Annotated in this window: 26 protein-coding genes; 20 read left to right on the top strand and 6 right to left on the bottom strand. The window is 34.4% G+C overall.

The features are described 5' to 3' along the window. The first annotated feature begins 53 nt into the window (after nt 1–53). From QZN33_RS03400 to QZN33_RS03390, 3 genes are read left to right on the top strand one after another with little or no spacing between them, the layout of a single operon-like run. A complete protein-coding gene (locus QZN33_RS03400; protein WP_296789543.1) occupies nt 54–1,763 on the top strand; it encodes a right-handed parallel beta-helix repeat-containing protein in 1,710 nt (569 codons plus the stop codon). A gap of 54 nt (nt 1,764–1,817) precedes the next feature. Further along, nucleotides 1,818–2,222 (top strand): secondary thiamine-phosphate synthase enzyme YjbQ, encoded by a 405-nt coding sequence (locus QZN33_RS03395; RefSeq protein ID WP_296789542.1) that lies wholly within the window; start codon nt 1,818–1,820, stop codon nt 2,220–2,222. Next, complete coding sequence (locus tag QZN33_RS03390; protein WP_296789540.1) at nt 2,223–2,363, top strand: hypothetical protein; 141 nt, start codon at nt 2,223–2,225, stop codon at nt 2,361–2,363. Nucleotides 2,364–2,371: 8 nt separating this feature from the next. Here the strand turns inward: QZN33_RS03390 and pheT are convergent, their stop codons facing one another. Then, nucleotides 2,372–4,027 carry a phenylalanine--tRNA ligase subunit beta gene (gene pheT, locus QZN33_RS03385; protein ID WP_296789539.1) on the bottom strand — a complete coding sequence of 552 codons (1,656 nt, stop codon included), beginning with the start codon at nt 4,025–4,027 and terminating at the stop codon, nt 2,372–2,374. Nucleotides 4,028–4,049: 22 nt separating this feature from the next. Continuing rightward, nucleotides 4,050–4,406, bottom strand: a complete 357-nt coding sequence (locus tag QZN33_RS03380; RefSeq protein ID WP_296789537.1) for a hypothetical protein — start codon at nt 4,404–4,406, stop codon at nt 4,050–4,052. Between the two features lie 385 nt (nt 4,407–4,791). On the opposite strand from QZN33_RS03380, the gene QZN33_RS03375 reads away from it, so the two are divergent. Together QZN33_RS03375 and QZN33_RS03370 are read left to right on the top strand one after the other, a co-directional pair. Beyond that, nucleotides 4,792–5,064: a hypothetical protein gene (locus QZN33_RS03375; RefSeq protein ID WP_296789535.1), complete on the top strand. Its 273-nt coding sequence runs from the start codon at nt 4,792–4,794 to the stop codon at nt 5,062–5,064. Nucleotides 5,065–5,205: 141 nt separating this feature from the next. Beyond that, nucleotides 5,206–7,920: a valine--tRNA ligase gene (locus tag QZN33_RS03370; protein WP_296789534.1), complete on the top strand. Its 2,715-nt coding sequence runs from the start codon at nt 5,206–5,208 to the stop codon at nt 7,918–7,920. On the opposite strand, the gene QZN33_RS03365 is transcribed toward QZN33_RS03370, so the two are convergent. Beyond that, nucleotides 7,913–8,524, bottom strand: a complete 612-nt coding sequence (locus tag QZN33_RS03365) for a hypothetical protein (RefSeq protein ID WP_296789532.1) — start codon at nt 8,522–8,524, stop codon at nt 7,913–7,915. The two genes, QZN33_RS03370 and QZN33_RS03365, sit on opposite strands and share 8 nt — an antisense overlap. A 298-nt stretch (nt 8,525–8,822) precedes the next feature. Further along, a complete protein-coding gene (locus tag QZN33_RS03360) occupies nt 8,823–9,389 on the bottom strand; it encodes a sugar O-acetyltransferase (protein WP_296789531.1) in 567 nt (188 codons plus the stop codon). A gap of 692 nt (nt 9,390–10,081) precedes the next feature. Between QZN33_RS03360 and aroA the strand changes: the two genes are divergently transcribed. The 6 genes from aroA to QZN33_RS03330 all read left to right on the top strand — a co-directional run bounded on the left by aroA (nt 10,082) and on the right by QZN33_RS03330 (nt 15,262). Further along, a complete protein-coding gene (gene aroA, locus QZN33_RS03355; protein ID WP_296789530.1) occupies nt 10,082–11,404 on the top strand; it encodes a 3-phosphoshikimate 1-carboxyvinyltransferase in 1,323 nt (440 codons plus the stop codon). Continuing rightward, nucleotides 11,397–12,026, top strand: a complete 630-nt coding sequence (gene nth / locus QZN33_RS03350; RefSeq protein ID WP_296789529.1) for an endonuclease III — start codon at nt 11,397–11,399, stop codon at nt 12,024–12,026. The genes aroA and nth overlap by 8 nt, the downstream gene beginning before the upstream one ends. A 16-nt stretch (nt 12,027–12,042) precedes the next feature. Beyond that, nucleotides 12,043–12,171: a hypothetical protein gene (locus QZN33_RS03345; protein ID WP_296789528.1), complete on the top strand. Its 129-nt coding sequence runs from the start codon at nt 12,043–12,045 to the stop codon at nt 12,169–12,171. A gap of 17 nt (nt 12,172–12,188) precedes the next feature. Further along, the gene (locus QZN33_RS03340) at nt 12,189–12,821 is read left to right on the top strand and encodes an alpha/beta hydrolase (RefSeq protein ID WP_342764135.1); all 633 of its coding nucleotides are present in this window, start codon (nt 12,189–12,191) and stop codon (nt 12,819–12,821) included. A gap of 138 nt (nt 12,822–12,959) precedes the next feature. Then, nucleotides 12,960–13,907 carry a cysteine synthase A gene (gene cysK, locus QZN33_RS03335; protein ID WP_296789527.1) on the top strand — a complete coding sequence of 316 codons (948 nt, stop codon included), beginning with the start codon at nt 12,960–12,962 and terminating at the stop codon, nt 13,905–13,907. 152 nt (nt 13,908–14,059) lie between these two features. Next, on the top strand, nt 14,060–15,262 hold the full coding sequence (locus tag QZN33_RS03330) for a site-specific integrase (RefSeq protein WP_296789526.1): 1,203 nt from the start codon (nt 14,060–14,062) through the stop codon (nt 15,260–15,262). Between the two features lie 289 nt (nt 15,263–15,551). On the opposite strand, the gene QZN33_RS03325 is transcribed toward QZN33_RS03330, so the two are convergent. Continuing rightward, a complete protein-coding gene (locus QZN33_RS03325) occupies nt 15,552–15,833 on the bottom strand; it encodes a hypothetical protein (protein WP_296789525.1) in 282 nt (93 codons plus the stop codon). A 213-nt stretch (nt 15,834–16,046) separates the two neighbouring features. On the opposite strand from QZN33_RS03325, the gene QZN33_RS03320 reads away from it, so the two are divergent. Further along, on the top strand, nt 16,047–17,141 hold the full coding sequence (locus QZN33_RS03320; RefSeq protein WP_296789523.1) for a type I restriction endonuclease: 1,095 nt from the start codon (nt 16,047–16,049) through the stop codon (nt 17,139–17,141). Between the two features lie 606 nt (nt 17,142–17,747). Here the strand turns inward: QZN33_RS03320 and QZN33_RS03315 are convergent. Next, nucleotides 17,748–17,885: a hypothetical protein gene (locus QZN33_RS03315; protein ID WP_296789521.1), complete on the bottom strand. Its 138-nt coding sequence runs from the start codon at nt 17,883–17,885 to the stop codon at nt 17,748–17,750. Nucleotides 17,886–18,075: 190 nt separating this feature from the next. Here QZN33_RS03315 and QZN33_RS03310 point away from each other — a divergent pair, with 190 nt between their 5' ends. Genes QZN33_RS03310 through QZN33_RS03275 form a run of 8 tightly spaced genes read left to right on the top strand, consistent with a single transcriptional unit; the run spans nt 18,076 to nt 20,444 of the window. Beyond that, on the top strand, nt 18,076–18,375 hold the full coding sequence (locus QZN33_RS03310; RefSeq protein WP_296789520.1) for a hypothetical protein: 300 nt from the start codon (nt 18,076–18,078) through the stop codon (nt 18,373–18,375). A gap of 3 nt (nt 18,376–18,378) precedes the next feature. Then, a complete protein-coding gene (locus tag QZN33_RS03305) occupies nt 18,379–18,792 on the top strand; it encodes a hypothetical protein (protein WP_296789518.1) in 414 nt (137 codons plus the stop codon). Further along, complete coding sequence (locus tag QZN33_RS03300; RefSeq protein WP_296789516.1) at nt 18,792–18,986, top strand: hypothetical protein; 195 nt, start codon at nt 18,792–18,794, stop codon at nt 18,984–18,986. Before QZN33_RS03305 ends, QZN33_RS03300 begins: the two co-directional genes overlap by 1 nt. Next, nucleotides 18,983–19,192, top strand: coding sequence for a hypothetical protein (locus tag QZN33_RS03295; RefSeq protein WP_296789515.1), 210 nt, complete (start codon nt 18,983–18,985; stop codon nt 19,190–19,192). The genes QZN33_RS03300 and QZN33_RS03295 overlap by 4 nt, the downstream gene beginning before the upstream one ends. Nucleotides 19,193–19,212: 20 nt before the next feature. Beyond that, complete coding sequence (locus QZN33_RS03290; RefSeq protein WP_296789514.1) at nt 19,213–19,665, top strand: hypothetical protein; 453 nt, start codon at nt 19,213–19,215, stop codon at nt 19,663–19,665. Nucleotides 19,666–19,671: 6 nt separating this feature from the next. Continuing rightward, nucleotides 19,672–19,923, top strand: a complete 252-nt coding sequence (locus QZN33_RS03285) for a hypothetical protein (RefSeq protein ID WP_296789512.1) — start codon at nt 19,672–19,674, stop codon at nt 19,921–19,923. A gap of 2 nt (nt 19,924–19,925) precedes the next feature. Continuing rightward, nucleotides 19,926–20,096, top strand: coding sequence for a hypothetical protein (locus QZN33_RS03280; protein ID WP_296789510.1), 171 nt, complete (start codon nt 19,926–19,928; stop codon nt 20,094–20,096). Further along, nucleotides 20,097–20,444 (top strand): hypothetical protein, encoded by a 348-nt coding sequence (locus QZN33_RS03275; protein ID WP_296789508.1) that lies wholly within the window; start codon nt 20,097–20,099, stop codon nt 20,442–20,444. It begins immediately after the preceding gene.

The following is a 20,444-nucleotide window of genomic DNA, read 5'->3' as shown; positions in this document are numbered from 1 at the left end:
TGAGGGTTTTATATATGGATAAAAAGACAATTATTCTTTTATTTATATGTTTAATGAGTTTATTACTAGTTTCAACAGTAAATGCTACTGAAATAAACAATAATAATTTAACTTCACAAGGTAATTCATATCAAATTTCTGATGAACTGTCGAATGATGATATTCAGTTGCTGTTCGATAATGCAAAAGATGGTGATGCCTTTGAATTTACTTCAAAAGAGTACAAAAACATCTCTTTAGTAGTAGATAAGAAGTTGAATATCGTTTCAAAAGTTAACACTAAGATTTATGCATGTGATAAAATCAGCAGTAAGGCTCAGGAACTGGGAATAGACAAGACCTTCGGATTTTACTTCACAGGAAATAGTGGTGGAAGTATTTTATCAGGAATAACAATCATATCCACTTCCAGTGACTATGGGGTTATTGTTGATTCATCTGACAATACGGCAGTTAAAAATAATGTGATAACAGGTGGGAACAAAGCGGGAATGCTTGTTAAAAATTCTAACAATGTCCTTGTAGGTTTCAATTCAATTTCAAAATCCCAGAGTGATGGACTTCAGCTTAAGGATGTTGGATTCAGCATTGTTAAGAATAATACAATATTCAATAATGCAAGATCCGGAATCGAAACTTCCAACATAAACAACAACAGTATTGTTTATAATGATATCCATCATAATGTTTTGAATGGAATAACTTTACAGAACATGTCTTACGGCAACATAATCAAGCATAATAACGTTTATGAGAATCTCAACGGTATTTTCATCAATTCCACATCAAATTATGACATTATCAATTCAAATTCATTTACCAGCAACCGTAAAAATCCATCAATAAAAGAAACTGGTGGAGTATATGAAACCGGGAATGGATTGCTCTTCGGTTCAGGTTTTAAAACCTCAAAGGGGAATTCTCCCGGCAGACTTGAAGTCAAATATAATGTATTGGCGCATAACGAAATGTATCAGGCTAAAAACAATCCGGAGTTGCCTGTATTCAAGTTAGGTGACAACTGGTTTGATTCAACTGATGATTCAAATACTTTCGTCTGCCCGATGCTTCTTTCAGGAATTATGAAAATGGGAACAGTATCAGTTAAAAAGGGTATTGGTCTTCAGTTGTATGATTCTAAAGGGGAAGCCGTAAAGGAATTTGGAACATTTGATACAACCGTAAATGTTGACGGTAATGAGTATGCTGCAAAATTCATAAACGGTAAAGCCACTGTTGATGCAAATCTGGATCCTGATAAGGAATATGATTTTGACGTCATGATTGGGGGTGAACCTGTCAGATTTACATATAGGACAGCATCCGGTGAAAAAGATGATAATCAGGACTCATCAACTTCACAGTCAACTGATGGTCTTCGTGGAGCTGACGGTTCAAGTTCACAGATTTCAACCGATTCAAATACTGGTGGAACAGCAAAAGGAAACGGAAACCAACAAAATGGTACTTCCAATAGTGCACATTACTCCAATAATAAAAATTCCGGAGTCTATGGTACTAATGCATCAGGAACCCGTCAGGACTCATCTGAAAATGGTCAGGATGTTCGAACTGATGGTGATGTAAATGCTGGAGATGCCAGTGAGGGTGAAGTATCCGAAGAAGGAAAAGCATATGAAATAGTTCCTCCAAGTAAAATCTCAAAAGAAGTTACAGATACATCAGGACTTGTTGTGCTAAGTATTGTAGCTTTAATGGGATGTTTGATATATGGTTACAGAACAAAAAATGAATTTGATTAAAATTTCATTTTCTTTTTTTTTCTTTTTATATAAGTTTTAACATATAATTAACCGATGACAGTTAAATCTAATTCTTTTAAAATTGATACAAATAAAAACTTTGAAATTATTGACATTACCTCCAAAATCAATGATCTTTTAGACATCAACGAGGGAATAGTCTCTATTTTTTCCAGACATTCCACCTCCGCAATTGTTGTTAATGAAAATGAAAGCGGACTTTTGTCTGATTTGGAGTTTACTTTAGATAATTTAATCACTGATAAATATTCCTACTCTCATGACCGAATTGACAATAATGCAAGGTCTCATTTGAAATCATTTCTTCTCTCTTCAAGTGAGTCATTGCCTGTTAAAAACGGAAAACTTGATTTGGGAACATGGCAGTCAGTATTTTTCATAGAATTAGATGGGCCGAGACGTTCAAGAACAGTAACTTTGACAATGGTTGGTGAATAATTGAGGCGATGGACAATAATTTTAATAGCGGTTATAATTATCCTGTTAATATTTATAGTTGTTTTTTATGATTACAGTGGAACTCATGTTGTTAATAACTACTCCCAGATGGAAACTGACATGAGAAAATTGTGGTATTGAAAAAGAATTTAGTTGATAAATTCAATTTCAAATGCAATTACCGGATAGTCCAGAGTGAAATTTGTTATTACTTCAGGTGACACTTCACCGAAGAATCCTTTAACTGAACCGTTTTGAGCAGATCCTGTAACGTCAGCAGCTCTTCCAGAGATAAATGTTTTATTTTCACTGTCAGAGATTTCCATTGAATATCCTAAATTGGATAAAACACTTGTTACAACGGATTTGATTTCAGTAAAGTTAGCGGTTGAATGACAAATCAGTCCTGCTAGTTTTTTAGAAGCAACAGTTTTGTTTTCTTTTGTATCGTCCAGGTATAAAACGTCACCTATTTCAAAGATTTTCTGAGGAAGATCTTCATGCTTGTTGTCCTCTAAAAATTCCATGAGGCTGTTTATTAAACTTGTTCTAATCATTGTTCTGTCGATTGTAATTGGCCTTGCAACCTGAACGTGAGGCTTTTCTTCCTGATTCATCTTTTCATAGTGTGCTTCCTCATTTGTAAGCATAAGGCTCATAATTTCCTGGAAACCTAAAGCAATCATAACTTCACGGATAGTGCTTTCAGCCTTAAACCAGTTGTTTTCATAAGCAACAGTGTTTATGTCCGGAAGTTCAGCATTAATTTCATTGATGTGGTACTGTACGGCAATGTTTTCGACAATATCCACTTCATGCAAAATGTCAACGCGGTATGCCGGAATTAAAACTTTAAGTTCATTGTCGTTTAGAATTTCTGCATCAAAACGTGCTTTTAAAAGCAGTCCTTTAATGTCTTCGGCATTTAAATCGGTTCCGCCGATAAGTTCATTTGCAGTATCAACGTGAACGTTCATCTCCTGGGCAGTCAAATCTGGAGTTGTAATGGTTTTGTCTTCATATCTGACTTCCATGCTTTTGATTTGACCTCCTACTTCAGCAAATGATGAGCAGATGATATTCAAAGCCTGATTAACAGCTCTTTCATCAGTTCCAGTTACATCAACAATAATATTGTTGGTGTCTTCTTTAATTTTTGTCAGCTCTCCGTTTATGATTGGAGGCATGGATAAGACATTGTCATCTTTATCAAGAATTAAAGGGTATTTATCAAAGTCTTCGATTAAATGAGCATAATCTACTCCTTTGTCATGTTTGGTTAGGATTTCGTCAGGAGTCATTTCAAAGTCTTTTTCCAGAGGAACAAATGCGTTTGCATCTTTCGGTGTTGCAATGTATTTGAATGGAGCTTCAACAACGTCTGCATTGTGAATACCGATTGCAACTTTTTTTCTGTCTCTTCCGATTACCCAGTGGAGGTTTTCCTGGAAATCCATGATGTATTTGAGTTTATCGCCAGTAAAGTCAACATTGTCTATTTTTGCAAATCCTATATATGGTCTGATTGCTGCAACGTCGCTGTCGACAGTAACGTATTCTCCTGAAGATATTACTTTATAGTCCGGAAAACCAATTTCCTGACCGATGAACCCTTTAAAAGATCTGGCAACTCCTTCAACAGACAGGTTGTCAGGTCTGTTAGGGAAGAATTCGACTTTGATTTCCTCATCATCGTAATCTTCAATGTCGCTGGACATCATTGGTAAGGTGTCTATAAGTTCATCTTTTTCCATATCTATTCCTAAATCTTTTAAATCCTGATATTTAAATGTAATAACTGGCATTTAATAACTCCATCATTTATTTTTATAATCCATAAATTAACATGAAAACCAGAGACTCGATAACAAAGTGAAGAGCTCTGTGTTCTAATTCACCCATATTGCGTATTAATATGGTGTGACTTACATCAATGAAAAAATGAATAAGGGCTGCTTCAATTCCTATAACAGGATTTAAGAATAATATTGACAGTACAATAAAGTGAAATCCCGCTTCCATTGTTTCATGAGCTAACCATGTCTGCCATGTTGTTTTTGTAGTCTGCTGGATAAGTCCACCTAATATAATGTAGAAATTGTTTAAAACTTTCCACATTAATTGTGTGTGCAAAATATCACTTAAAGCCAGCACAACAGCAATATAAAACCATAGTAAGTTCATTTTTTCACAGTCCTTTTATTAGATTGATAATATTAATAATATGATTTTATTGTATAATATAGTTATCTATTTTTCATTGTTCTTGCTAAATAAATTTGTTTTCACTAATTAAAATTGTTGTAACTGCGTAAAATTGATTTAATTTAGTACTGGATGATTTATATATTGTTAAAATTAAAATTTAATTTGCTGTATTGGTTATGGTGGATTTTAGAAATTTTTTAAAATTAAAAAATATTCTCAGCAGGTTAAATCCTATTCCGTCATTTCGATTTGGTGATGAAGATGAGAGTATACGAAAGCCTCCATCTCAGGAAGAACTGTTGGAGTCAGTTATTAAAAAATAATTTATATTATTTATATATAAATTTGTAAGGAGGATATGATGAGTGAAATAATGGAAAAATTTGATGGAGGATTAGGATTAATTGATATAGATATTTTGTTAATATTATATCGTAAAGAAAGAATATCTCTTGAAACTCGTGAAAGTTATGAATCATATCTTAAAAAAGATTTTCCTAATGAATACGCAAGTTTTTTAAAATATAAAAAAATGGTTGAGAAAAGAACACCTAATTTGAAACAAATATATTTTGACTGGTTAGATGGAAAAATAGATAACTTGGATTTTTCATTATTTTCCTATAAAAGTTAATTTTTTTGCTTTCTCTTTGATAATGTTTGATTATTTTTAAGATGATTAATCTCGAATCTCATTTTTCATAATTACTTTTTTAAATAATAAACTATATAATTAATAATATTATTTTTACTTAATTTATTTAGGAGAAAATATATGTCAAACGAAGAGATTCCTAAAGACTATGATTTTAAAAAAGAAAAAGAATGGGAGAAGAAATGGGAAGATGAAGACATCTACAAATACATTGGAGATGGTTCTCGTCCTAGATATGTTATTGACACTCCCCCACCATACCCAACAGGATCTATCCACTTAGGTCACGTCCTTAACTGGGTTTATATTGATATGAATGCAAGATACAGAAGACAGAAAGGTCACGACGTTCTATTTACACAGGGATGGGACTGCCACGGTCTTCCAACTGAAGTGAAAGTTGAAGAAACTCACGGAATTAAGAAAAATGATGTTTCCAGGACTCAGTTCAGAAAGTATTGTGTTGATTTAACTACTGAAAACATTGCAAAAATGAAATCACAGATGAGAGCGATGGGTTATTCACAGGACTGGACCCGTGAGTTCGTTACAATGACTCCTGAGTACATGAAAAAAACCCAATATTCATTTTTGAAAATGTATGAAGAAGGACTGATTTATCAGGGAAAACACCCTGTAAACTGGTGTCCTCGCTGTCAGACAGCTATTGCTTTTGCAGAAGTTGAATACTCAGACAACACCACATTTTTAAACTATGTCAATTTCCCTCCTGCAGTTGAAGATTCATATGAAGACATTGCATCCTCACAGGAGTCCGGAAAACAGGCAGATCCTAAAGATGAAGGTATTCTCATTGCAACAACACGTCCTGAACTGATGGCTGCATGTGTAGCGGTTGTAATACATCCTGAAGATGAAAGATACACTCACCTTTTAGGCAAATATGTAGAAGTGCCTTTATCACACCAGAAAGTCAAAATCATTGCAGATGAAGAAGTAGACCCTGAATTCGGTACAGGTGCAGTAATGATTTGTACTTTTGGGGATAAAACAGACGTAAGCTGGGTTCAGAAATATGATTTGGAAGTAATCGATATCATAGATGATTCAGGCATACTGACTGCAGCTGCCGGAAGATATGAAGGAATGGACCTTCCAAGCTGTAAAAAACAGACAATTGAAGATTTGGACAGTGAAGGATATCTCCTAAAACAGGAACAGGTTGACCAGAATGTAGGTCAGTGCTGGAGATGTAAAACTCCTGTTGAAATTCTTCTCAAAGAACAATGGTTTGTTGCAGTACGTGATTTAATCGAAAAAACCAAAACTGCAGCTGATGAGATGAAATGGGTGCCAGAACACATGAAATCCCGTATGGTAAACTGGGCAGATTCAATGGAATGGGACTGGTGTATTTCAAGACAGAGAATATTTGCAACTCCAATTCCAGTATGGTACTGTAAAGACTGCGGAAAAGTCATTTTGCCTGATGTGGAAGATTTACCGATTGATCCGACAGTCGACAAACCTAAACATGCATGTGAATGCGGATGTGAAGAATTTATCCCTGAAGTGGATGTGCTCGACACCTGGATGGATTCATCAATTTCACCTTTATCTATTGCAGGATGGCCTGATGAAGACTACATTAATCACTTCCCATCAGATATCCGTCCTCAGGGTCACGACATTATCCGTACATGGGCATTCTACACTACACTTAGATGCCTTGCATTAACAGGCCAGAAACCGTTCAATGATATTGTAATCAACGGTATGGTATTCGGTGAAGACGGAAACAAGATGTCAAAATCAAGACCTGAATTTGTTGTCGGACCTGAAGAGGTAATCGAAAAGTACGGTGCAGATTCTCTTAGAACATGGGCTGCAAACAGCGTACCTGGGTCTGACGTAATATTTGACTGGAAAGACATCAAGCACGGATACAGATTCCTCAGAAAATTCTGGAATGCATTCAGATTCATAAGCATGCAGATATTCGATGAAGAAGTCTCATACGATGAAGTTAAGGATAATTTAGGTCCAATCGATTTGTGGATTTTATCCAAACTCAACAACTTAAATAAAAAAGTTGACAAGGCATTTGCAGATTACAACTTTGCAGACACAATAACCTCTATTGAAAGGTTCTTCTGGCATGATTTCTGTGACGAATACATTGAAGCGGTAAAATACAGACTTTACACTGATGTTTCAGATGAATCAAGGCGTGCTGCAAAATACACTTTAAAGACAGTTGTTGAAACTTCTTTAAAATTATTAGCTCCAATCGCACCATTCTTTACCGAAGAGGTTTATCAGTACTTCTCAGACGAGTCAATTCACACTACCTTATGGCCTGAAGTATATGAAGAACTCATTAGTGAAGAGATGGAAAACAAAGGAGAAACCACTGTTGAGCTTATTGATGAGGTAAGAAGATTCAAGTCCGCTTCAAAAATACCTTTAAACGCTGAGCTTAACGAAGTCAATGTCTACACTTCAGATGATGATCTGGTTGAAATCTTCAATGACTTCGAGGACGACTTGAAAGGAACATTAAAAATCAATAATCTGGCAATAAGTTCCGGAAAACCTGAAGTCCATGAAAAAATCATTGAAGTGGAACCTGACATGTCAAAAATCGGACCTACATTTAAAGGAGATGCCGGTAAAATCATCGGTTATCTTAAATCAACAGACATTGATGAAATCGGTTCTGTTTTAGAGGAAAATCACGAACTTGCAGTCGGCGATATTGTAGTTCCTGAAGACATGCTCAACATTAAAAAGGAGATTGTAGGAGCATCCGGTAAAAAGGTTGACATCTTGCAGTCTGAAAACTTGGATATGATTGTGGAAGTAATTAGATAATTACTTTCTCATTTACTTTTTTTAAAATTAAAGCTATCAAAAAGGCAAATCCGAAAATAATGACTATCCACATTAACGATACTGGAATCGGCTGTGAATTCACTTTTAAAAACGGATAAGGTCCATCAACAACTTTTAAAATATTCATCGGAATCATTATTGCAGCATAGATGACGGTAAAGTATAGGGCTCTTATCGTATCTTTTTTTGTGAAGCTGTATTTTTCAAGCATTGTAAATGATAATATTGCAAGAATTGGGCATAATGTGTGGTGATACAGCATTGAACCCTCTGTTAAAAGTTCAATGAAGCTGAAATGTGACATCCATGACAATATGAATATTACAACGAGAAATGTTATTGTTACACTTACTGTGGCAATGTATTTAAGTATTGAAAGCCATTTTGGTGGTTCTTTTTGCTTTATGAGGTAATATGAAAAAAGAATTGAAGCTATTAAAATGAGGAAATTGCTGTCTTCAGTATAATATATTATAGTGTCAATTCCAAGTTCATTAATAGCCAATGCAAACCCAATCACTTCTAAAACAATAATTGTCAGATTAATTATTAAAGCGGCTGAGTTTATTTGTTTTTTGTTCATATTAATAGTATTTTTTAAAGTATTAATAGCTTTTTTTGATTCGTATTTTACAATTTTCATGAAAATTTCAAGTTCAAAACAAGATTAATATCTCTTTAAAACTTTCTAAACTGATTTAAATATTGTTTTAGAGCTATTAAAAGTATTTATATAACTTTTGACTAATATAGAATATGGAGATGAGATAAAAATACTATTTTTTGTTATTTATAGGGTTTATACAATGGTGATGATTAAGGGGTTAATTTTCTATTTTTCAATAAAAACCCTCTCGGGTGCGTCTCATCTCCTTTCCATATTATTTTAAATCGTTTTCAATTTCTCGTATTACTTTTGCCGGAACTCCGACTGCAAGGCTGTTATCTGGAATGTCTTTTGTAACAACCGCACCAGCACCCACAACGACATTGTTTCCAATATTTACTCCCGGAAGTACTGTAACGTTGGCGCCTATCCAAACGTCATTGCCTATTTTAATTTCGCTTGCCTGTCCCAAATGTCTGCGTCTTTTTTCAGGAGACAGGGGATGACCAACAGTTGTAATTGTAGTGTTCGGTCCGATCATAACGTTATCGCCGATATGCACTTCATTGATGTCAAGTATTGTGAGGTTGAAGTTTCCTGTGAAGTTATTTCCGATGTGTATGTTTTTGCCGTAGTCAAAGCAGAATCTCTTTGCAATCCATACTTTTTCACCAACGGAACCTAAAATTTCACTCAATACTTCATGCTGTTTGTCCAGGTCGTCTTCAGCAAGGGAATTGAATATGTTTGCATTTTCAATTGCATGCAGTTTCATCATTGATATCTCTTCGTCGTCATAGCAGTATTCAAGGCCGGAAAGCATTTTGTCCATTTCGTTCATATGTATCTATTTATCATTTCTAATTAAAAGTGTTGGTATATGATTAATCTAAGTTTTTGTGAAGTCTATTAAATCTAATATTGGAAAAACTTTGAAATTTAATTTTGGACGGGTTGAAACGATAAATGTTTGTGTAATTAAAGAAAAATTGAGATCAACGGAGATATTTCTAATAATGATTTGTGATATACTAAATAATATAAAATTTGAATGTAATTCAAATATTGATATAAGTTGATTAAATTTCACATAACTCTTTAAAAATAGATATTATAAATTAAAAACAATTTTGATTTTAGAATATCGTAAATAAAAAGCATATATTTCATTAAATTTAATATTATATCTAATCAAACTCTTGAACAATTGAGGGCGGTATTATTCAGAACAAAATAATATTACCTGTGAGGGAATTTTAAACATTTGTTTTAATTAACTCCTCTCTCGCAAAGAGTTTAAAGTCCACTTCGGGTACTTAAATTCTAAAATTTAAATGATTATATTATTCAATGTCTATCTGTTCCAACATGTGCAAACATGTTGTAGACATTGGATTTCTACTTCACTTATTTTTAAACAATCATACTAATTTTTAAAGGATTTTAATCATGTTCCAAAAGATTAATTAATAATCTTAAATAAACTTTATTATAGGAAAATTAGATAACTTTACTTTCTTTTCGGATGATATAATGATTCTTAGGGTAAAAAATATTTCAGAAATTGGAGGGGTTGTCAAGGCGCCTCCCTCTAAAAGCTATTCTCACAGGGCAGTAATTCTAGCATCACTTGCTAAAGGAACTTCAAAACTTTATGACATGTTATATTCGGAAGATACATTAGCTTCAATCAGGGTATGCAAAGCATTGGGGGCTGAAATAAACAAAAAAGAAAATTATCTGGAAGTTGTTGGTACGGGGGGTAATCTTCACAATTCTTCAGACTCTCCGATTGATCTGGCAAATTCCGGTACTACATTGAGACTGATGACAAGCGTTTCAGCACTTTCTGACAATGATGTTGTTCTGACTGGTGATGATTCGCTTCAGACACGTCCGATGGGGCTTTTGATGGATGCCGTAAGACCTTTGGGAATCGAAACAGAATCTTTAAAAGACAATGAAAAGGCACCTATTTTAATAAAACCAGGATATGTGGGTGGTGAAACCAATATCATGGGAAATGTCAGCTCACAGTTTATCTCATCAATCATAATATCCTCACCATTGTCAAAAAAAGGTGTTAAGCTTTATGTTTTGCCTGAATTCAAATCAAAGCCTTATGTCAATATGACCCTGGATATAATGAGGAAATTCGGCGTTAAAACACTAAGCGGATATTATCTTAAGCATGAATCCTGCGACAAGGACCATCAAAGCTGCAGGATTGATGAGTTCATTGTCAGAAAACAGGATTACATTGCATGCGACTATACGGTTGAAGGGGATTATTCCTCAGCATCATACCTTCTGGCATTGGTAGCAATCAACGGAGGTAAAGCTGTTGTGAGGAATCTGTTTAGAGATTCCAAGCAGGGCGACAAATTCATCCTTGACATTCTTCAGCATATGGGCGCTACTGTAATTCGGGGCGAAGATTATGTTGAAATCGCCTCCAACGGCGATTTGAAAGCTATTGACGTTAATCTGTCAAACGCTCCCGATTTGCTGATAACAGTTGCAGTTCTTGCAGCTATGGCAGAAGGTACAACCCATATACGAGGTGTTGCCCATGCAAGAGTCAAGGAAACTGACAGAATCGATACAACTTGCAGGGAACTTGAAAAACTGGGATGTAAAATCGAAGAGCACGAGGATGGAATGAGCATTACAGGTGGCGTAACATCAGGCCGTGTCGATTCTCATGGAGACCACAGGCTGGCAATGGCATTTTCATTAATAGGCCTTAAGCATGACATTGAAATAACAAACGGAGATGTCTTTGACGTATCATTCCCGAATTTTATCGAAGCTATGGCAGAACTAGGATTTGAACTGGAGTTAAAAGATGAATAAAGAAGAACGCGTAATTGAACTTATCAATCAGCTTGAAAATACATTTGAAATAAGGACATTTCTCGACCATGACCCTTATAAGGTGTTGGTGAGGACAATTTTATCCCAAAGGACCCGTGATGAAAACACAGACCAGGCCACCAACAATCTGTTTGAAAAATATCCCGATATCTATGCCGTTGTTGAAGCTCCAATTGATGATGTAAAGGAGTTAATCAGGCCAGCAGGTTTCTATAATGTAAAAGCGGCACGTATTCAGGAAGTCTCACAGATTCTAATCGACCAGTACGGAGGCGTAGTCCCTGATACTGTTGATGAACTTGTAAAGCTTCCGGGTGTTGGAAGAAAAACAGCCAACTGCGTTATGGTGTTTGCATTCGAGCTTCCGGCAATACCTGTAGACACTCACGTTCACAGAATCTCAAACCGTTTGGGTCTTGTCGATACAAAAGATCCTGAAGAGACTGAAGTTGAGCTTTGCAAAATCGCTCCTGAGGAGCTGTGGATTAAGCTGAATGACCTGATGGTTCAGTTTGGCCAGAACATCTGCAAACCGATAGGACCTCAATGTGAAATCTGTCCGTGCACTGAAATCTGTGACTATTACAGTGAAAACGTCTAGTTTTAATGGTATTAATATGGAATATAAAATCAGCATAAACGGTATTGATGTAGCATTAAAGGAAGAGGGAACCGGCCCTGACATGGTTTTAATTCACGGAATCTTTGTAAGTAAGGAAATCATGAATCCTCTATTTGACTATTAGAAAAAAATTATCATGTAATCTCATATGATGTAAGGGGCCACGGCGAAAGTGACAAGCCTGAAAAATTTGATTTGGATGATTATGCAAAAGACCTCGCAGCATTGATTGATTATTTCAATCTTGATAAACCTGTTGTAGTTGGCCTTTCAATGGGTTCATACATTACCTTAAAAACCGCAGAACTCTATCCTAAACTTCTTTCTAAAATTGTCCTGATAGGAGTCAGAGGCAAAGGGGAAATATCTCTAATGGAAAAGGCTGTTGAGGAAAATGACGGCAATGCGGATATAGATTTAAAGGAAATGGGAAGGCTAATTGCAAGAAGAGTCTATCCCCCAAACACTACTCCCCAGCAGATTCAGGAATATTACAGAGGAAACCGAGGCAAAGTGGAACTGACCAATGAAGAGAGAAAAAACATCTATGCCTCTCTTGCACATTATGATATGATGAGCGATATTGATAAGGTTGAAATTCAGGCACTTCTTCTGGTAGGTCAATATGAGGGACTGAATCCTCCATCAGAATCACAAATAGTCCATGATGCCTTATCAGATTCACGTCTGGAGATTATTGATGGCGCAGGCCATATTATATTTTTTGAAAAGAAAAATGATGTAATTTCATTAATTGATAATTTCATCGGTTAAGTCTATTTTTTCCAAAACATTTATAAATAAAAACAATGTTATATAACAATAGTTATTATAACGAATGTTATATTAGCTCTTAAGATAACCCTTTTAATATACCAGTAAAAACAATTAAATAATATAGGAGAAAAAAATATGGCAAATATACCTGAATTAAAAAGAGGAGTGCTCGACAGTATCACTGATGCTATCGGTAACACTCCAATCGTAAGATTAAACAATTTAACAAAAGATATGGAAGCAGAAGTAGACGTAAAAATTGAATCATTCAACCCGACAGGAAGTGTAAAAGACAGAGTTGCTGTTGCAATGATTGAAGATGCAGAGCAAAAAGGTCTTTTAAAACCTGGCGCAACAATAATTGAGCCTACAAGCGGAAACACAGGAATCGGTCTTGCATTTGCTGCAGCGGCCAAAGGTTACAAATTAATATTGACCATGCCTGACACCATGTCCATTGAAAGAAGAAAATTCCTAAGTGTTTTAGGCGCTGAACTGGTACTGACACCGGGTGCAGACGGAATGGGAGGAGCTATTGCAAAAGCAAATGAACTCAACGAAGAAACTGAAGGATCCATTATTTTAGGTCAGTTCGACAACCCTGCTAATGTAAAAATCCACTCAGAAACTACTGCTCAGGAAATTTTAAGGGATACTGAAGGTAAAGTGGACATTGTCATAGGTGGTGTAGGTACAGGAGGAACAATCACCGGAATCGGTAAAGTTTTAAAAGAGGAAGTTCCTGGTGTTAAAATCGTAGCAGTCGAACCAAAAGACTCTCAAACTTTAGGTAAAGGTGAAAAAGGACCTCACAAAATCCAGGGTATCGGTGCAGGATTCGTACCGTCAATTTATGATGCTGATGTCATTGATGAGATTATTCCTGTTGCAAACGAGGATGCTGGAAATACTTTGCTTGCACTTGCAAAAGAGGAAGGTATTTTTTCCGGTATTTCATCAGGAGCTGCAACATGGGCTGCACTTGATTTGGCTAAAAAAGAAGAAAACAAAGGTAAAAGAATAATAGCAATTTTACCGGATAACGGTGAAAGATATCTCTCTGTTGACTGGTTATTTGATTAAGAATAACTATTTATACTATATTACTATGAATATGATAAACTTTTGATGATTTATCATATTTCGTAGAATATATATACCATATGACCTGAAATATGATAATACTTTTCAAATGCTCTCTCTCAACATTAAAATAGAAATGAGAGATAGAAATTATGAACATGAACAATAAAGAATTTCTTCAAGATTTCTTCATTGTCAAAGGACACAGTCCAAAAACCCAAGAGTCATACATCAGGTCAATAAACCATTACTCTAAATTCTGTGGAAAAACAATGCAAGAACTCATTGAAGAAGCAGAGACAGAAGAAGACAATAATATTATATGGAAACGAAGAAAACTCAAAAAAAGACTATTAAACTACCGTTCCCATCTAATACAGAAATACCGGAAAAACACCGCACAACAATATTTCGTTGAAGTAAAATCCGTGTACAAATATTATGAAATTGAAATCGGAGACCTTACCAAACCAAATAGCCGCAGCTTCAACAAACCAGGAGACCCAACTTTTGATGAACTTCCAACTCATGAAGAGATATCAAAAATCATGCATGTTTCACCATTATGGTTCCAAGCAGTCCTGGTCTTCATGACAAGTTCAGGTTGCGCAAGAAAAGAAACAATTGAAATGACCATAGGCCAATTCAAAAAAGCAACATATCCATTCCATAAAAAAGATGACATTGTAGAAGCATTACATGTCTTAAAGGATATGGAGAATGTTATTCCAACATTCAAGCTTAAAAGGGAAAAAACAAACAAGTATTATTATACATTTTGTACCCCTGAAGCCGTGTCTAAGATTGTTGAATACTTGCTGACTGATAGGATTCAAACAACAGAAGATGGCCAAGTTAAGTTAATTGACTTAGCTGATGAGGATAAATTATTCAACAAAGCAGAGAACTATCTTCCAGTTGCATTCTACAGATGCAATGACCAATTTGATATGGGTAAAGCTAGTGATGGATTCAACAGGTTCCGCAGTCACATGATGAGAAAGTTTCACTCCAACCATCTTAAGAAATCTGGTATGAGTGAATCCGATATTGATGCACTCCAGGGCAGGACCAAATCTTCAACTCGTGCAGCATATTTCCTGGATGATCCAACAATATTGTTGAAGAAATATGTTGAACATTTCCAATGTCTGCTTATTGAGATGAAAGTCAATAATATTGATTTGAAGAGTCCGGAATATCAAGAGTTAGAGTTCAAGTATAAGCAGAAAGAAGCAGAAGTCAAGGAAATGAACGATAGAATATCAAGTATTGAAGATAGATTATCAGATATAGATAGTCGACCAATTTCACATAGAAGTATCCTTGAAAAGATTGGTGAACCATCAAAATAAGAGTGTTACAAAAAAGTCAACGGTAGTACAAAATAGGTAATGTAACTGGTAAATAAGAAAAAATATTGAAAAATGTGTGAATTTTTTCAAAAATCTTCATTAATCACTCCATATATTCTGAAGAAATTAATATTTTTTCCTTTTTTTTACTGGTTACATCTCTTGGTTTAAACATTTTATGAATTATATGTTTGCATGGGAAAATTATAGAGGTATTTCCTATAAAGTACACTCTTATAACTAAATTTAATCACTCCTCTATATTTTTCATGCAGCATATAATATGAAATTAGCTCAATTTTTCCAATATTTTAACATATAACTCTTCAACAGCCTCTTCACAACCAGATGACGGGGAAGAAATAGTATATTTTTCACTTTTACTTGCAATCCTGACACATTTTGCTCCTTTTTTAATGTCAATTATGTCTTTATAAAAAAGAATATGCTCTATTTTTGGAATTTTTGTTGATAATCTAATATAATTGTCCTCTAATTGATAATTTCCAACCTTTTTATTCACAAACCACTTAATTTTTTTCTCTTTTTTGTTTCTGCTGAATAAACCCATGCTCTCACATCATCATTTTCTATTTTTTTAATAATCCACTTTATGGATGTGGATGATATTATGTGTGTAACTTTAATAATTTATATTTAATATAGAAATTTTCTATTAAACTAGACTTATTCATGAATTAATGATAGAAATTTCTATTAAGTATTTATATTCACAAACAATATACATATTAACATACTAGAAAAATAGTATGGAGTGACACACATGACATTTGAAGATGAATTGAAAGAATTCACAAAAACAATACCTAGAAAAATCGAACACATTGATAGTGAGGAAACAACAAAAATTGCTTTGATTACTCCATTCTTACGTCTGATGGGATATGACACTACAAACCCTGCAGAAGTCAAAGCAGAATATACTGCAGATGTTGGAACCAAACAAGGCGAAAAGGTTGACTTCGCAATACTTGAAGAAGGAGAACCAATTGTTTTCATTGAATGCAAATCCGCAGCAAATGAACTGAACACAGACAACATCTCACAACTATATCGTTATTTCAGCATAACAGATATCCAAATTGGAATCCTCACAAATGGTGTTGAATATAAATTCTTCACAACTGGAGATGACAACAACAGAATGGATGAAAAACCATTCCTGGACATCAACTTACTAAGTCTGAATAAGAAAGACATCAAGGAATTGGAGAAATTCAAGAAAGTGAACTTTGATGTGGATGAAGTGGTCTCACGTGCAGACAATCTGAAATACCGCAACCTCATCAAAAAGACTTTGCTCTCTGAATTCGAAGCACCATCTGATGAATTCATTAAAGCTGTTGCAAAACAAGTATATGATGGTATACTGACTCAAAATGTTAAAGAGAAATTCGGTACTATCATTTCTGTGGCCGTTAATGAAATCATTAATGAAAAAGTAAACAAAACTTTATCTGATGCTGTTGCAAGCAATGAAACACAGCAAGAAGATAACAATGCGGTGGAAGCTGAAGAGTCAATTAATGAAGAAGGAATTATCACTACTGATTCCGAAAAAGAAGCTTATTTCATTGTCAGGTCTATTGCTTCAGAGATTTTGGACGTTAATCGTGTTGCAATGAGAGATAGAAAACATTATTGCAATATTTTATTTGATGATAATCAAAGATTCCCTATTGTACGTCTACACTTCAATAATCCGGATCATCTTAGAGTTGAATTCTATGATGAAATCACTCTCACATCAAATGGTGGTAAGAAAGGTGAGAAGGTAGATATTGAAGATGTTTCTGATTTGTATACTCATAAGGAACGTGTTCTTAATGTTTTAAATCAGTATTTGGATATGGAATAAGTGTTTCCATATTTTTATTTTTTTTATTTTTTTTCGGCTATTTTTTGTGTTATTTTTTTTTGTACGTTTCACTATTTTTTATTTGTTTTTTTGGATGTTTGACCCATGTGTTTTTGCAAAAATCGATAAACAAACTAATAAAAATATTAAAAAATATTAAACAAAACTTAATAAAACTAAAACAATACATTTAAATAGTTCAATTACTAAACTATAATCAACCATCAAAAACAGTACTCAATTAAAAAAAATTATTTTTTTAGATCACCTAACCTGGTGGTGAAAATCTACAATATAATTGCCCCAAAATATATTGTAAAACAAGATTATAAATATTTGAAAAAATAGATATTATAATTGTAACATTTGTGTTTTGAGGACTTGGTCATTGTGTTGGCGCACATCGCAAGCCCTTAAACACTGGTTATTAAAAATAAGTCACGCGGATGTGAAAGTATTCTTATAACCATTAGATATATTTATCTTAAATGCTATTTAAATTTTATTGAAATAGTCGCAGACAGAATGCGAAGTTATAATGTGTTAGCTTGGCTTTTAAATGATTTTTAGGTAGTTGTTTTTGAAAAAATTTAATGTGTTTCAAGATTACTCGTTTTCACTAACATATGATCTGATGAAATCATTCAAGATGTTTGTGATAGTTGTGTCATTTTTGGCTGCAATTATCTTGAGTTTTTTCTTTAACTCTGCATCAGTAATAAATGTTATTTTATCAGTTTCCATATTGAAAAATCCCCCATTCTTATTTTTAATAATTTTATAATGTTATTTTTGTAATTTAAACTATTTATAGTTATTCATATAATTATATAATAGTTTATGAGAATATTAGTATATTAGAATATATGAATAAGTTTATATACTAATAAGTCCAATATTAAAACAAGAAGCAATTACTCATGTTTTGGCGAACATGAAAAATTACTTCAAAAAATGCGGATGTGAAAGCATGGAAATTAGAAATCAGAAATTATACATCGATGGCGTAGCCATCGGAGACAAAGAAAGAGTATTCGAACTACTTGACAAAGCAATCAAGTACGAAGAATGCAAACCTATTTTTGAAGAACTAAAACACGAGAACACTCAAATCAAAGCTAAAAATGCTGCTTTAACTGAAAAGTTACAAAACGTAACCCTATGGGATTTATCCCCAGAAGCTCAAGAAGAAGCAGGCCATCTATTAGCCAAATCCTTACTCGGAGGTGCTTAAACAATGCAAGCACCAAACAAACTCTTTTTAGAATTCAAAGATGACAGTAAATTCCACGTCATAGATTCTGACAACAATACTATAGGCGCAGCATACGAAATTCCAGAAGCTATCCAAGAAGCAAGGAAAACAAGCAAAGCACCAATTGATATTGAAGACTCACATGCAGGATTCGAAAGATTATGCGTAGCTGAAAAACCTAATAATGCAATCGCAGATACAGAAGTATTCATCGCTGCACTCGCAGAAATCGGAGGCATGAAAGTCACAAAACTATTCGACGAAAACATACACTTCCTCGGCTACACCATGGAACCCCTTGAAGAAGATGATTTCATGAAAGCCGAAGAAGCAGCTGACAAAGCAGAAGAACAACTATTACGTTCTTTTGACTGTTACTTTGAGGAGGAAGCATAATGAAATGGCTTCCAATCCTCAGAGCAGAAACAGACAGTACCCATGTTTTTGTTAAAACCAATCGTGGAATTGAACCTGCTCAAAAACAATACGAATTCTGCAACAGAGCACAAGCCGGAGACTTCGCCTTATGCAAATCTCAAAAAGGCCATTTAATCATGATGGACTACAGTAACGAAGAGGTGGAAGCATGAACAAAACTCCTGCAAGACTCGGCAAAGTAGAAGATCAAGTTTCTCCATTAATGAATTTTGAAAGTTGGGTGTTACTACACCCAGCTGCAATACTCCTTGCAATCGGATTCAGCATCTTAATCAGCGGAGCATTAATCTTCGCAGTCACAGGTCATGCTGCTGTAGAAAGTGGAGGAATGCGAAACTTCATTGCAAATGGATGTTAATTTTGAGAGAGGTGCTGTTTATGGAAGATTTCAAACCATTCATCATCACTGACCTTGATGAATACAAACAAGAGCATGAAGAGTTAACTGAACGATATCTTCAATTAAAAAGGAACATTCAATCACTTATCGAATCTGATGATGATGAAGAATTAGCTAACACAGCAGGCGAACTTAAGAAAACCTACTGTGAAATGCAAGCAATGTTCTGGAAAATCAAAGAAGAAGAAGTCCAAATGGAAATCAACCAATTAAAACAAGATAATCCAGATGACTATGAATCTGTCAAATACTATGAGTTGCTCATTGAAAAATTTCAACATTATGATAACTATGCAAAGTATCATTACATGGCCAAGAATCAAGACTACACCTACACTCGAAGTATTAGGCCTGTAGTGGACCATAAAATCATTGGTTTTCATAATTGCATTGATTCTGTGAAAAGAAGAATAAGAGTATTTGGGAAGTAGATAGCTATGAAAACAATCTGCCTTGAAGACGTTAACACTCATGATTCATTATTCGATGCATATTCCACTTGCAAATTCATTGAAAGACAAGGAATCTCTCTTGATGAATTCACATTAGGAAACTGTCATGATGCTATCGAAGAAGCAGTAGATGACAACAATCTACCAATTACCCAAGTGATCTATGAACAATCATATCCAACAGATAATGGAATCCATTCATGGACCAGTATTGAAGGATATCTTATAGGAGTGTAATAATGAAGAATTTTAAGCAATCATGTGAAGACATGACAATTTTAATCGAATCATGTTGGGATGAAAACAATCCCAACGATGGAAAAACCTTCGATGAAAGATTAGCAGAAAAAACTGCTAATCTCGAAGGTATGGACAAAGAAGTAATGAACAAGATTTTAGGAGGAAAATAAATGAAATTTATCAGTAATTCCGATTCTCCGAATATGTTTCCATTTAAGGACTGGGATATGAAATGTCATCAGTTAACTGAAGATGAGTTCCAATTTTTAAGCGAGGATGCATTTTCTCATATGAAAAATAAAAGTCTGGCTAAAATATTAGGAATTGCATATAATCCAAGTCCTTTCACTTTAAGACCAGGAGATATTCTATTCATTGTACATTTAACAGGGGGTAGATTACCTGAAAATGCGGAAACTATCCCTGAAGATGTTGTACTGGAATTTTATTGTTATCGTATAATGGAGTCTGAAACTCCGTTGATACGTGAAGAAGAAATTTATATGGAGGAATTTTAG

Source organism: uncultured Methanobrevibacter sp., assembly GCF_900314615.1.
Taxonomy (GTDB): Archaea; Methanobacteriota; Methanobacteria; order Methanobacteriales; family Methanobacteriaceae; genus Methanocatella.
The sequence above is the reverse complement of the archived record's forward strand: the minus strand, read 5'-3'. Positions and strand labels throughout refer to the sequence as shown.